Source organism: Methylomicrobium sp. Wu6 (assembly GCF_035916875.1).
GTDB lineage: Bacteria > Pseudomonadota > Gammaproteobacteria > Methylococcales > Methylomonadaceae > Methylomicrobium.
In genome coordinates, this window is the sequence record NZ_JAXUHN010000091.1 from 51,978 (window position 1) to 66,037 (window position 14,060).

Annotated in this window: 9 protein-coding genes; 6 read left to right on the top strand and 3 right to left on the bottom strand. The window is 54.6% G+C overall.

Annotation, left to right across the window (positions count from 1 at the left end):
• Window positions 1-140: 140 nt before the first annotated feature.
• The gene (locus tag U2W12_RS16775; protein WP_326501842.1) at window positions 141-437 is read left to right on the top strand and encodes a hypothetical protein; all 297 of its coding nucleotides are present in this window, start codon (window positions 141-143) and stop codon (window positions 435-437) included.
• A 926-nt stretch (window positions 438-1,363) separates the two neighbouring features.
• On the opposite strand, the gene U2W12_RS16780 is transcribed toward U2W12_RS16775, so the two are convergent.
• Window positions 1,364-3,268 carry a DCC1-like thiol-disulfide oxidoreductase family protein gene (locus U2W12_RS16780; protein ID WP_326501843.1) on the bottom strand — a complete coding sequence of 635 codons (1,905 nt, stop codon included), beginning with the start codon at window positions 3,266-3,268 and terminating at the stop codon, window positions 1,364-1,366.
• 173 nt (window positions 3,269-3,441) lie between these two features.
• Here U2W12_RS16780 and U2W12_RS16785 point away from each other — a divergent pair, with 173 nt between their 5' ends.
• The 5 genes from U2W12_RS16785 (at window position 3,442) to U2W12_RS16805 (ending at window position 10,649) form a co-directional block, all read left to right on the top strand.
• Window positions 3,442-4,398, top strand: a complete 957-nt coding sequence (locus U2W12_RS16785) for an NAD-dependent epimerase/dehydratase family protein (RefSeq protein WP_326501844.1) — start codon at window positions 3,442-3,444, stop codon at window positions 4,396-4,398.
• A 12-nt stretch (window positions 4,399-4,410) separates the two neighbouring features.
• Window positions 4,411-5,634, top strand: a complete 1,224-nt coding sequence (locus tag U2W12_RS16790) for an aminotransferase class I/II-fold pyridoxal phosphate-dependent enzyme (protein ID WP_326501845.1) — start codon at window positions 4,411-4,413, stop codon at window positions 5,632-5,634.
• 188 nt (window positions 5,635-5,822) lie between these two features.
• The gene (locus U2W12_RS16795) at window positions 5,823-8,228 is read left to right on the top strand and encodes a caspase family protein (RefSeq protein ID WP_326501846.1); all 2,406 of its coding nucleotides are present in this window, start codon (window positions 5,823-5,825) and stop codon (window positions 8,226-8,228) included.
• Window positions 8,229-8,245: 17 nt separating this feature from the next.
• Window positions 8,246-9,817 carry a serine/threonine-protein kinase gene (locus tag U2W12_RS16800; RefSeq protein WP_326501847.1) on the top strand — a complete coding sequence of 524 codons (1,572 nt, stop codon included), beginning with the start codon at window positions 8,246-8,248 and terminating at the stop codon, window positions 9,815-9,817.
• 28 nt (window positions 9,818-9,845) lie between these two features.
• A complete protein-coding gene (locus tag U2W12_RS16805) occupies window positions 9,846-10,649 on the top strand; it encodes an alpha/beta hydrolase (RefSeq protein ID WP_326501848.1) in 804 nt (267 codons plus the stop codon).
• 61 nt (window positions 10,650-10,710) lie between these two features.
• Here U2W12_RS16805 and U2W12_RS16810 read toward each other — a convergent pair whose 3' ends face one another.
• Window positions 10,711-12,420 carry an FHA domain-containing protein gene (locus U2W12_RS16810; protein ID WP_326501849.1) on the bottom strand — a complete coding sequence of 570 codons (1,710 nt, stop codon included), beginning with the start codon at window positions 12,418-12,420 and terminating at the stop codon, window positions 10,711-10,713.
• 118 nt (window positions 12,421-12,538) lie between these two features.
• On the bottom strand, window positions 12,539-13,969 hold the full coding sequence (locus U2W12_RS16815; RefSeq protein ID WP_326501850.1) for a type VI secretion system contractile sheath large subunit: 1,431 nt from the start codon (window positions 13,967-13,969) through the stop codon (window positions 12,539-12,541).
• Window positions 13,970-14,060: the final 91 nt, after the last annotated feature.

The following is a 14,060-nucleotide window of genomic DNA, read 5'->3' on the forward strand; positions in this document are numbered from 1 at the left end:
TCAATAGGCTTTTTTAGCCCTGTATGAAATGACGCATCAGTGTGGAGTTTACCGGCAAGCCTGGCGGCGCTCCGGCTTTTTTACATATAATTCTATTGCTGAAAATGATGACTCAATTAACCACAAACATGAATCATGAAATGACCAAACCAAAATCGGACGACGCATCAAGCCCGACGCCACAGGCCGACATGATCGCCAAAGGCGTAGCAACCGGCGTCATCGTATCGACCATCATTCATACCGGCCGCGGCATTGTCGGCGCGATGAGCAGAACCCCGATCATCATGTTCGGTCTGGGCGTCGTGACCGGCTATTTCGCGCACAAATACCGCAAGGAAATCATCTCGGTATCCCACCGCGCGGCCATAGAAAGCGGAAATTTTGTGTTACGGCAGAAAGACCATCTGCACGACCTGATCACGGAAGACAGGTAAGATGCCGATGCGCCCCAAAATTTGCACTAAGCATTTGGTTATCAATAACTTCGCAAACCCCCCATATTGTCGGGCATGCATGGCGTACTTTCTTGGCTAACCGCTCAGGATAACTTTGGAAATAGTACGCGATGCGTACCCCACAACAGCCATTAACACAATGCCGGCGACGCGCCGCATGGGAATGTGGTTTAGTTCGATTTCGGCCGTGTTGAATTCGCTGCGTCTACAACGGAGAGGATAGAATCGGATAAAGTCATTTTCGAAAAAACGACTCAGCTCAGGTTTCGCTGCGCATGAGTGATGCGACCGAGCAAACGGTTGGTAGAAATCCACGACATATGACAGGGACATTTTTCCATCCCCCATACACAAAAAACCCAGCCGTTAAGCTGGGTTTTTTGGCATATCCGGTCAGTTTTATTACAAACTTACTGATATTTATTACAAACCTACAGAGGTTGAAGAGCTTGGTCTTTGCTTTTCGCCATCTTGAGGATCCAAGCAGCCAGTCAAACCAACAATCGTCAGAGTCAGAGCCAGAAGTGCTAAAACTTTCTTCATAATAATATCCTCCACAAGGGATCAAGTTATTTTTATAGTGAGTGCGCTCAAAAAGAGCACCCGGATTTTATACCATGACTTACTAATTGATGCAATAAAACAAACCGAACGCTCGCTCAATAATTAGAGCGAAACGCTAGAAGAAGAGCTTGGTCTTTGTTTTTCGCCGTCTTGCGGATCCAAGCAACCAGTCAGACCAACAACCATCAGAGCCAGAGCCAAAACTGAAAGAACTTTTTTCATAATAATATCCTCCAAAAATGTTTACATTATTTTTATGTATGCGCCCATAAAAGCACTCGTAATTTATACCATGCCATCGGCGATCAAGCAATAAAAAATAGATTTTTGCGATACCGGCATCATATATCGTTGATATTGTTTTGAATTTCTATAGAGATAGCACCGTTTCGCCATGTGGCGATACCGACATCGCTCCACGGAGCGGAGAAATTCTTGTGCAGTTGATCATCAACCCAATGCGTTGGCGCATCGATTTTTTTCATCTTGATATGGAAAACTGTGTGATCGAGCCGCAAACCGATTTGTTGCCCCCAAAACGCGGTCACTTTCATAATGAATTTCTTCAGCCGCGTTTCGTTGATCGTCGGCGTCACCGCGATGTTCGCCCACATCGAATGCACGCGACCCCAGTTCGGCGCCAGCAACCTGCCCTGCTCGTTCACGAACGGCAGCCATTGCTCGCGGCCCTCTGAGTCGGTATAAGTAATCGCGATAATCCGGTCGTAACCGGCAAAATGATCGTGCAGATACAGCGCATGCGGCGCGATACCAAGAAAAAGCTGCGACACCGAGATCAGCTCGTTGCTGCCCTGGATCACGGCCGCCAACGCCGGATTCTCGGGTTTGTTCAACTTGAAGCGGTACAGAATGCCGTAATGAATCGTGCTGTTCAATTGCAGCAGGATGATCGCGACCAGGATTTTCGCCAGCTTGCGCGCAAAGGCTTTCGGCTTTTGCTGAGCATACAGCTCGAATACGCGATGGTAATACGTCAGATCCGGCAAAGGTTCCGCGCTGACGCAGTCGGCGGTACAAGCCACGCGCGCGCGATTATCGGCGATTTGCCGGTATTTTTTCGCGGCCAGATGATAGATGCCCGGCATTTTCAGCGCCAAGCCCAGAGGGCTGAGGTAACGCATCTTGATCAGTATCTGGATATAAGTGTCCAGCCCGGCGTAGAGCCGGTTGTTCCGGTCCAGCGCATAGAGATCGGTCAATAGCACCTCCTGGCTCAACGCGTTTAGCGCCGGGTACTGTCCCGCATTGTCCTGCGCGCCTTTGAAGTCGATGCAGCGGAAAATATCGAAATGATTCAGGATCAGCACGGTCCGGTTGCAGAGCGGGCACAGCTGGTCATAAAACACGGTCAACAGAGGCTCTCCGGCCGTCACGATCCGGCCGATCCTGCGCCACCAACTGAACGGCACCAGCAGCGTGTAAAAGATCAGCATGCCCATCCCGAACGGATAGATGTTCAACGACAGCGTGATGCCGAGGTGCAGGCCGATGCCGGCGAACAGATAAACCGGGCGCAAGCGGCTCCGGTTGAAGAAGAACAAAAACGTGAACTGGAAAACCAGGATCGTATAACCGATCGCCTTGACCAGAGCTTCCTGATTCAGCAACCACGACATATCCAGCGCGGATACATAATAAGGCTGCGTCGAAGGCAGCCAGGAGCCCAAACCGTTGCGCCAATGTTCGGCAAACAGCTTATGAATCGCCGAATCGAAATACAAAAAGCCAAGGCAGACCACGACCGGCAGGTAATAGGCCAACGCCGAAACCATAGGTTTAGTGTAACTGCGGTAATGCCGAAACGGTGTGCTGAGCTTATAGCGCAGCGCGTCGATCGCAAACGCGCGGTCACCCGGCATGAACAGCAGGAAGAAATTGGCGCCGGTCATGAACATGTCGAAACCGCCGTCAAAATCGCGTTGCATCGGCGTGAAATTGACGAACACGATCCAGAACAGATAATTTGCCAACAGCGAAAACCGATAGCGGTAGCCGATCGCGACAAAAAAAGCGACCAATGCCCAAAGGCCGAGAAAAAACGGGATCGTCGGAAATTCGACATCGATATAGGGGATCGGATCGAAAATCAAATGATTAAAATAAATTAAAAACAGAACTTCCTGAAGCGTAACCAAGCCGTAAAAAAACCGGAATAAGCCGATGCCGGTCGCGGGAACCTGCTTGGCGTGCAGGCGATTAATCAGCGAGAGAACAAATTGAAACATGCGGATGATAGGATTGATCGAAACAACCCGCTACAATGCCAAGAATTGATCGAAACATCAAGTCCACAATAAAAGAAAGGTTATCAAAGAGAGCGAAATATAAGGATTAGTCAACAGCTCAGGTAAGGACATCGCCGCAATAAGCATATTCAAAACAGCACCGGAGCGTGTCAATGAAAAAGATATTGGTCACCGGCGCGACCGGACAAATCGGATCGGAATTAACGCTGGTCCTGAGGGATCAATACGGCGCGGAAAACGTGATCGCAGCCGCCTACAATCGGCGGTCGTCCACCGAGTTGCCGGAATCGGGGCCTTTTTACGGGATCGATGTACGCGATACCGATAGCATCGAACAGATCGTCGCCGATCATCGTTGCGATACGATCTTTCATCTCGCCGCGCTGTTGTCCGCGGTCGCCGAAGATAGGCCGCAGGAAGCCTGGGACATTAACATGAACGGCCTGATCAATGTGCTGGAAGCCTCCAGAAAGCACCGGTGCTCGGTGTTTTTTCCGAGTTCGATCGGCGCTTTCGGTCCCGGCACGCCGGCAAATGATACGCCGCAGGACACGATGCAGCGGCCGACCACGATTTACGGCATCACCAAGGTGTCCGGCGAACTGCTATGCGACTATTATTACCGCCGCTTCGGCGTCGATACGCGCGGCCTACGTTATCCGGGGCTGATTTCGAGCAAGGTGCTGCCGGGTGGAGGTTCGACCGATTATGCGGTCGAAATTTTTTATGCGGCCTTAACCGCCCGGCATTACGACTGTTTTTTGAGCGCCGAAACGCAACTGGACATGATGTACATGCCGGATGCGATCGACGCCGCGATCCGGCTGATGAACGCGGACAACAACACCCTGCGCCACCGCAATGCCTTCAATGTAACCGCAATGAGTTTCACCCCTGCGAAGCTCGCGGCCGAAATCCAAAAGCATATTCCCGACTTCACGATCGCTTATGCGATCGATCCGGTGCGCCAGGCCATCGCGTCCTCCTGGCCCAGGCACATGGACGACAGCGCCGCCCGCGCCGAATGGGGCTGGCAACCGCGCTTCGACCTCGCGGCGATGGTCCGGGATATGCTTGAAAAAATCGCGGTCAAAATACAAAACGGTTAACCGGAGGTCAATATGTCGCTGACAAAAATTGAAACGCTGCTGCACGCTAAAGTCAATCAACTACAACTTCAGGGCATCGGCAAGGGGCACGAGAAAGTGGTGGCCGGTATCCTGCCGGCGGCGGAAGGTTTCGGGCCGCGTTATTTGCTGGAAGGTTTCGGCAATAGTCCATATCTGCGCATGAATTCGAATGCCTATCTGGGCCTTGGACTCGATCGACGCGTGATCCGCGCCGAGGCCGAAGCGGTCGAAACCTTCGGCGCGGGCCCCGGCGCGGTTCGCTTCATCAGCGGCACCTACCGTCCCCATGTCGAGCTTGAAAAAAGGCTGGCCGAATTTCACAGCCGCGACGCCGCGATGCTGTTCAGCGCAGCCTATGCGACGATGCTCGGCGTGCTGCCGCAGTTGATCGCGGAGGATACGCTCGTGGTCAGCGATGCCTTGAATCATAACTGCATCATCAACGCGATCCGGCTCGCCCAACCGGCCCGCAAGGAAGTGTTCGCGCACGGCGATCTCGTCGCGCTGGACAAAATCCTGGCCGCTTATCGCGGCCAGGTCAAGCGTGTCTGCGTGGTCGTCGATGGTGTCTTCAGCATGCGCGGCGATCATGCGGAACTCGGCAAAATCGGCGCGATTTGCGGCAACTATGATGAGTCTTATGAGCAAGGCGTCATCACGCTGGTCGATGATTCGCACGGCGTCGGCGCTCTCGGCAGGACCGGGCGCGGAACCGAGGAAGTCGCCGGAGGCAAGGCCGACATCTTAGTCGGCACGCTCGGCAAGGCTTTTGGGGTGAACGGCGGCTATGTCGTCTCCAGCGCGGCTGTTATAGCTTATCTTAGGGAAAGCGCGCCGTTATACATCTATTCGAATCCGATCACGCCCGGCGAAGCGGCGGCGGCTCTGTCCGCCTTGCAGATCGTCGACAGCCGGGAAGGCGTTAATCTGTTGGAAAGATTGCGCGGATTGAGCCTCCGCCTCAGGTCCGGCCTAGAGCGCTTAGGCTTTGAGACCCTGCCTGGCGAACATCCGATTGTGCCGATTTTGATCCGCGACACCGGCAAAACCTCCGCCCTGGTCGAGCATTTGTTTGCGCACAAGATTCTGGCGACCGGCCTGAATTATCCGGTGGTCCCCAAAGGCGAGCAGGAAATCAGGCTGCAGGTTTCCGCCAATCATACCGAAAAGGATTTGGACTATTTGCTGGAGTGCTTGGCGAAATTCAAATACTGACCCTGCCGAGTTGATTTAATCGCTCAAACAACAAACGGATGCGGCAACATATTGTTACGATCGATTGCGTCGTATAATTGAAATAAATTTCTCGCTAACTTGCCGTTCCAGAATGGCTCGATTAACATTGCCTGCAGGGTTAGCTCAATCAACATCAACTGCTCCAAATTTAAAAGCGGACAAGATCCATGAAACCATTTTGCAAACCGGGCGTTTTCGGCAGTTTCTCGGTTAAACCAGCGAAAATCCACAATTTTTGTCTGATCTCGGCGCTGACGGTGCTGGTCGGATGCGCGGCCACGTCCGTCTCCGAACTGAACGATTCGAAAGCGACGGCCGGCTACGATCCGAAAGACACCGACAAGCTGTTCGTGGTCGATTGCCTGTTGCCGGGACAGGTACGCAAGCTCGGCGCGCGGGCGATGTATTTGACCGCGCGGCGGCCAATCCAGACCACCGCGGGCGATTGCGAAATGCGCGGCGGCGAATATGTCGCATATGACCGCGCGAATGCTGCGTCGTCGTTGAAGATCTGGTTGCCGCAGGCGCAGCAGGGCGATCCGGAGGCGCAGGTCAAGGTTGGCGAAATTTATGAAAAAGGACTCGGCGGCATGGCCGACCCCAAGCTGGCCGCAGAGTGGTATTTGAAAGCGGCCGAGAAAGGCAATTCGCAGGCACAGATCAACTTGGGCTATCTGTACGAAAAAGGCCTCGGCGTCAAACAGGACAAGGCGACCGCATTGAACTGGTACCGCAAGGCATCGGGACTGGCCAACTCCGATTTGCAATTTTCCAGCGTCATCGAGGCCAACTACCAGCAGCAATTGACGCAATTGCGCGAAGAATCGCAAGGCTACAAGGAAGAGGCGGAAAATCTGCGAACTCAACTGGACGCCACTCGACAACAATTAACCGAACAAAAGCAGCAATCGCGAACGATCGAAAGGCAACTCGACGAAACCCGCAACCGATTGAATCAGGAAAAAGGTAAGGCTAGCCGCAACGAAGGTCTCATCGAATCGCTGCAACAGGAAGTCGAGACCAAAAAGTCGCATCTAAAAAACCAGCAACAGCAGGTCTCCCAACTCGAAAAACAATTGAAAGCCGAAGAGCGGCAACTTAAGAGCCAGCCGAAATCGCAAGTGATTGCACGTCAGGAGCCGAAACAGGCGCCCGCCACAGAAGAATCCGAGCCGGTCGAAGAGTCTCAAGTCAATACTTCAGAGAATAATCTGGCCGAAATGGAAGCGCGCCTGAAAACGCTCGAAAGCCAATATCAGGCCAGTTCCGCGCAAATCAACATGGAGGTCAATACGATCGAGGAGAAAGCCAAACAGGCAAGCAGCACGCAGGAAAAACTCGCTGTCGAGACCTTGCGTACCAAATTGTCCGACTCCAAGAGCCATCTGCTCGCGCAGGGCGGACAAATCAAGGAACTCAAAAACGCAATCGCGAAAGAAAAGAGCAATCTGGCACAGCCGTTAACGCTCGCGAAAGCGGGCCCGTCGATCGAAATCCTCGATCCGCCGGTCAAATTGACCCGGGGAACCGAGCCGAGCTTCCGTCTGCGCTCGGCGACCAAAATCAAGGAAATCATCGGCAAGATTTCATCGCCCACCGGATTGAGAAGCTTGCAGATCAATGAATTGCCGGTTCAGCCCGACAAGGATGGAGTCTTCAAATCCGAAATCCCAATCGCATCGGCTTCAACCTCGGTCAAGATCGTCGCTACCGACAAACAAAACCGGCGCAGTCTGATTTCCTTCAATCTGCTGGCTCCGACGCAATCCGCCGCGCAAACATTTGACGAAGCGCCCGAAAGCATGACCTCGAGCACCTACCCGTCGGTCAATTTCGGCAAATTTTATGCGCTGATCATCGGCAACAACAATTATGCGAGCATGCCGACTTTGAATACTTCGGCAAACGACGCCAAGGCGGTTGACGAAGTCCTGCGCTCGCGCTACGGTTTCCAGACGAAACTGTTGATCAACGCGAACCGGCATCAAATCATGACCGCGTTCAATGACCTGCGTCAGAGCCTGACCGACCAGGACAACCTGTTGATTTATTACGCCGGGCACGGCGAAATCGACAAAAGCGACGAAAGCGCCTACTGGCTGCCGACCGACGCCGAACCGAACAACACCGCGAACTGGCTGTCCAGCTTCAATGTGACCCAATACCTGAATGTGATCCCGGCCAGGCATATCCTGGTGATCGCCGATTCCTGCTATTCGGGCGCGATGACGCAGGGCGCGATTGTACGTCTGCCGAAGGACATGCCGGAGGATAAACGCGAAAAATGGCTCAAGTTCATGATGAACCGCAAAGCGCGCACTGTGATGACGTCAGGCGGCGAGGAACCGGTGCTCGATTCCGGCGGCGGCAATCACTCCGTCTTTGCGAAGGCGTTGCTGAACGCGCTGAAATCGAACAAGGGCATGATGGTCGATTACGAACTGTTCCGAATCGTTTCAGGACAGGTCAAAAAATCCGCATCGATGGTCGGCTTTCAACAGTCGCCGGAATATTCCGCGTTGCAGCATGCTGGTCATGAAGGCAGCCCGTTCTTTTTCGTTCCGAAAGGCTAACCCATTCCCAAGCCGTTATGACAGATAAAAGCGCCGACGATATTACCGATGACGCAACCCGGATTGCGCCGAGGCCGGCCAATAGTCCGAAAACCGGGCCGACGGGCGCAAGCCCGCATCGGCCTATAGCGGAGACTGACGAGACGATCGTGACCCCCATCAAGGCGGGCTTGCCACCGTCCGCCGCGGCAAGCGCTTTCGGCCTGGACGCCGACACGCTGGTCAGCCCGTCCGCTCGCACCGCGCCGCCGACCGCCACCTCGCGCACCGCCAGAACCCTCGGTTTTAGCACGGAATCCCCTTCGGCCCCGCTGGCCGTCGGCTCGGTGATCAAAGAACGTTTCGTGCTCAAGGAAGTGATCGGCTGCGGCGGCATGGGCACCGTATTCCGAGCAACCGACCTGCGCCGTGAGGAAGCCCTCGACGAAACCCCGGATGTCGCGATCAAGGTGTTGAATGAAGGGTTCCGCGAAGACCCCGAACTCTTCATCGCGCTGCAAAGAGAAACCAAAAAAACCCAGCAACTGGCGCACCCCAACATCGTCACCGTCTATGACTTCGACCGGGACGGCAGCAATGTGTTCATGGTGATGCAAATACTGGACGGCCAGTCGCTCCGGCAATACATTCGCGAACACGCGCCCAACGGCCTGCCGTTCAAGAAAGCCTGGCCGATTATCAAAGGCCTGGCGCTGGCCCTGGCATATGCGCACAAACACAACATCATCCATTCCGACTTCAAACCCGGCAACGCCTTCATCACGGCCGACGGCAATGTGAAGGTGCTCGACTTCGGCATCGCCTGCGCGGCGGCCCGCACGGACGCCACCCATGACAAAACGGTTTTCAATGCCCGGGATCTCGGCGCACTGACGCCCGAATACGCAAGCCTCGAAATGTTCGAAAATCAGCCTCCAGACCCGCGCGACGACATTTATGCGCTGGGCTGCGTGGCCTACGAACTGCTGACCGGCAAGCATCCTTTCGGCAAGATTGCCGCGCCGAAAGCCTGCGAAGTCAATTTGCAGCCACCGGCAATTCCGGGTTTGAAGCGGCAGCACTGGAACGCGCTGGTTCATGCGCTCGCCTTCAAAAAAGAGCAACGTACGCCTTCGGTCAATCAGTTCATCAATGAGTTCGAACCGCGCGCGAAACTCCCCTGGATTTTATCGGGCGTCACCGCGCTGGCCTTACTCAGTGCGGCGGGCGCTTATGTCTATCTCTATTACAATGTCGATCCCTTGGCCGAAAAGGTCATTGCGCTGACGCCGGAACAGGAACTCAAGGTCAAAGATCTGTTGGAACTCGCACAGATTCACTACGACGTCGGCTTCATCACCGCGCCATCCGGCAGCAATGCGTTATGGGCCTACCGTCAGGTGCTCGAAATCGATCCGTATAATAAACCCGCCAAGGCCGGGCTCGAAAAAATCGCGAATCTCTGCGAACAACAGGCGGAAGAATTGTTCCAACAAAACAATATCACCGAAAGCTTGGTCAAGATCGAAGAAGGGCTGGAAGCCGTGCCTAAACATGACGGCTTGTTGGCATTGAAAAAACAGATTATGGAATTGCAAGGCCGCCAGTAAAGCGCCCGCATCCGAACGGAAATGCCCGATGCGTCGCCTTATATTGCTTTGCTGGCTGCCGCTTTTATCGGCCGGATGCGCCGCCCCCGAAATCCGGCTGGACCGGGAAGCCGAGCGCCTGGGTTTGACACGCTCCCTCGTAAAAGGCACGGACTATCAACACGTCGTTTATCGGAATCGGGCCGGGTTTCAAAACGGTGAGTTGCACGTTTATCTGGACGGCGACGGCTCGCCCTGGATTCACCATCAACTGATTGCGGACAATCCTACGCCGCGCAATCCGCTCGTGCTCAGATTGATCTCGCAGGACCCGTCCGCATCGCTTTATCTGGGCCGCCCCTGTTATCATGGTTTCGGGACAAAGCCGCCCTGCACTGCTGAACTCTGGACCCTTCGACGCTATTCCAAAACCGTCGTCGATACGATGACCGCCGCGCTCAGGGAACTCCGGAACGCCTTGCATCCCCGGAAGACGGTGTTGATCGGTTTCAGCGGCGGCGCCGCCTTGGCGATGCTGTTGGCCGAACGCATGGACGGTTTAAGTGGCATCGTCACGATCGCAGGCAATCTGGATCCCGATGCCTGGGCAGAGCGGCATCACTATTCGCCTCTGACCGGTTCGGAAAATCCGGCAAAGCATCCGCCCCTATCCGACAAGATTTTTCAACTGCATCTGGCCGGCGCAAAAGACACGAACATTCCGCCGGATTTGATCCGGGCTGCCGTTCAGCGTCAGCCATCAGCAACGTTTATTGTACTGCCCGACGCCGATCATGACTGTTGCTGGGAGAAGCTCTGGCCGCCCATCCTCGAAACGATCAAAGCCCGGTAGTATTGATGCAATAGCGGCTATGTGGCAACGCAATGCATGGCGGCTTCTCGTCAGGAAGCGTTTAGCCCGGTTTGGCCACAGCCGACAGCAGCGGCGGATTAAACTTGAAGCCGAAATGTTTCGGATCCTCCCCGATCACCGCGGCCGAGAAGATATAAAAGACATAATCATAGGTCTCTTTCGGAATCTGGTATTGCTGGATGAATTTCCAGAAATTCTTGTCGCGCGGATTGTCCGGCATTTTTTTGATCATTTCCCTGACCCGGTTTTGCCCGTAATTGTAGCTCGCGATCACCAGCAAGCCGGAGGCCTGCGCCTCGGTGCTGTAGATCAGTTTCAAATATTTGGCGCCGGCGCGGGTCGCCTGATTGAAATCGAAGCGCTGATCCTGTTCGTCATAGTTCCGGGTCGCCGCCAGCGGTCCTGTCTTCAGCCCGAAATCCTCGCCAGTCGAAGCCAGCAGCTGCCAGGCGCCTTTGGCGATACCGAAACGGGTCTCGGGACCGACCGCCATCGTATCGTAGTTGCTTTCCTGCAGCGGCAGATAGATGAAATGCAGCGGCAAACCTTCCTTGTCCAAAGCCGCCAGAATCGCCTGCGCGTATCCATTGTTCTCGAGCGTCGCCATCGCCTGCGGCATTCTGGATGAAGCCTGCCAGTATTTGATATAGCGTCTGACTTCATCGACAAAATCATCGGGCAGTTCCAGTTCGCTCTCGCCGAATTCCCGCGCGACTTTGGCGATCAATTCTTCTTCATAGCGCGCCGCGGTCGGAAAACGGATACGCAAAGATTCGGCCTCTTGCACGTATTCCTGATATTTGGCTTTCATACCTTGCAGGCGTTTGCGCTCCTGCGCCAACCGCCGGCTTTCTGCGGCGATCTTTTCCTGTTCGGCTTTGATACGTTCCTGCTCTGCCTTGATGCGCTCCTGATCGGCCAACAACTTATCCTGTGCGAGCGTGCTGATCATTTGCTCAAGCAGTTGGGCGCTGGATTCGATCGTGATTTCGGAGCGCGACAGGCTGACTTCCAGCGTCTTGATATCATAAAACAAATCGATCGCGAGCGTGCGCGCATTCGACAAGGCAATCCGCTGGTAAGTCACCACACAGGAAGCAATTAAAAACAGCACTGCCAACACCGAAATCCATTGATTGTATTTCTTGCTGCGAACCACCCGATCTTCGCGAATCAGCGTGCGCACCATCCGGGTGTATTCGCCGGCATCCTCGGCTTCTTCCGTCGACATCAGCCGGTTCCTGACCGCTTCTCTGGATAACTGGCGCTTATCCGTCGCCTGTTGTGTTTGTGTCGGTGTCGTTGAGGAAGGCGGCGTCGCCGACACTGGAATTTCGCCCGGTTTAGGCAGTTCGCTCAACCCTGGTTGTCCGGCCGCCTGGATTTTCAGAAAAATCCCGGCATTGCCCAATTGCACCAGAGCCGGCAGCGTCAAGCGGGTTTCACGTTCCAGGCGCAAGCCATCGATAAACACGCCGTTAGCGCTGTTCAGATCAACCAGCCGCCATTCACCCCGCTCCCGTTTGACCTCGATATGATGGCGGCTAATGTCGCCGCTTTCCAGAACCACCGCATTATCACGCCCGCGCCCGGCGGTGAATCCTTGCATAAAAAAATAGTCCTTCAGCGTTTTTCCGGAACCGTCCTGGACAAAAACCTGCAAGCCGGGCCGAAATATCACGGTCCGGTCCGCGTCCGGCGCTGTCGGAGGCGGGACGGGCGGCTTGAAAACGGTTTTATCGTCCTGCATCGAATCCGCCGGCTTGACTTAATTGAGGCATGATAAAGACGTTCAGTTGAAATACTCGCATCGAGGAATCACACGCATGATTTGATGCCTTGCACGGTGAGATAGACTGTTTTAAAAATCAATGGCTCCAAAACCCCTGCAAGACAGTGGTTGGATCGGCGAGCGATTGAAATCTTGCCAACCGTGCGATATTTCCGCTGCGGTGACTTAGAAAAGGCATGACTCCCAAAGCCAGAATTTTCTCCATGGCGCGGTCGTTCAGACAAACTTCCGCGCAAGGCAAAAGCTTAGCATTGCCATCCTGCTTGAAAATATACGCCGGCAAATCGTCGATTTGCAGGTGATCGCCAGGCTGCATCGAACCGCCATTTTCAAGATAGGAACGCCCGAGCAGCAGCGCACAATAAAATACCGGATTGGCCCATAAAAAAAACTCGTGCATAAACGGCTGTTCGGCTTCCTCAAACGCGAAAGACTCCACCGGATCGGTCTCGCGCCCATACGGCAATCGCGACAAAATCCGGGGCAGAACCAAGCCGATCCACGGCGCCACCGGGCTCTGCCGAAGCGCATCCCAACGTTTTGCCGCTGCCGGCGCCATCTCGGCCCAATCATGCGGATCGGGCGACTCGGCCAGTGCGCCGCATCCCAAAAGCACGGGGTCGGCCGCCGCGATAAAGGGACCGCCGGCTTTAGCCGCCAATAGCCCGCATGCCGCCAGCAAGGCGACATCTTCGGGGCTGTTGCCGAACGAAAAGTTGCCGATCACGACAGACCAGGGTTCGCCGCCGAAGCCGCCGGCATTTTGGTCCACCAGCAAGCGATACAGCCCGGAGCGGCTCAAGTTTTCTCCCGCAGCGCTCACCTCGTCAAACAATTCATCCTTGCTGACATCCAACACATGCAACGATAAATTTTCACCCGTCTCCAGATTTGCAGCCAATGCCCACAGCGCCTTCCAGGCCGCTTCGAGCGCCTGAAAATCCGGATGATGCAGCAGCTCCCGCATTTTGGCGCTCAACGCCTCGTCCACTGCATTGAGATAGATATCCTTGAAGGGCGGCGCATCGGCAACGATATGTCGCGCGACAATCTGTTCGAGGGTGTTTTCCACAATCGATTCGGCCCGAACCTTCGCCTGCTCTTCGCGATCAGCGCCTTGCCCTCCGAGCAACCGCTCAAAGGTCATCTGGTCGTCTTCGTCTTTTGTCCGCCCCACATCGGACACCGGCTTTTCCGTAGTGACCTGCATCATACCGCGCAACTCTTCAGCTGCCTGCGTAAACGTCGCGGCATCGCTCAATCGATCTCTGATCCGCGCGAGCTCCCGAAATAGTTCCAGGTTTTGGAACAGCGTATCGGGATGAAAGTCTTCCATCTGTCGAAACGTTAAGTCCACCTCGGTATCCAGTTGCAAATGCAGACGGGGGGCGATCCGCGCCATCACAGCGTCGAAATTATCGATGTCAACGCGCAGAATCGAATGCCCCTCAAGACCTTGCCGATATGGGCTTCGTCCACTGAAATCGCCCAGGACAAGAATACGCATCGACTCCCCATCCGACCTTTCTGATTTGAAATCCGCTTCTGGCTTAGTAAACGCAAATGAAAATCTCGTTGTTTCGGACATCATTTCACCA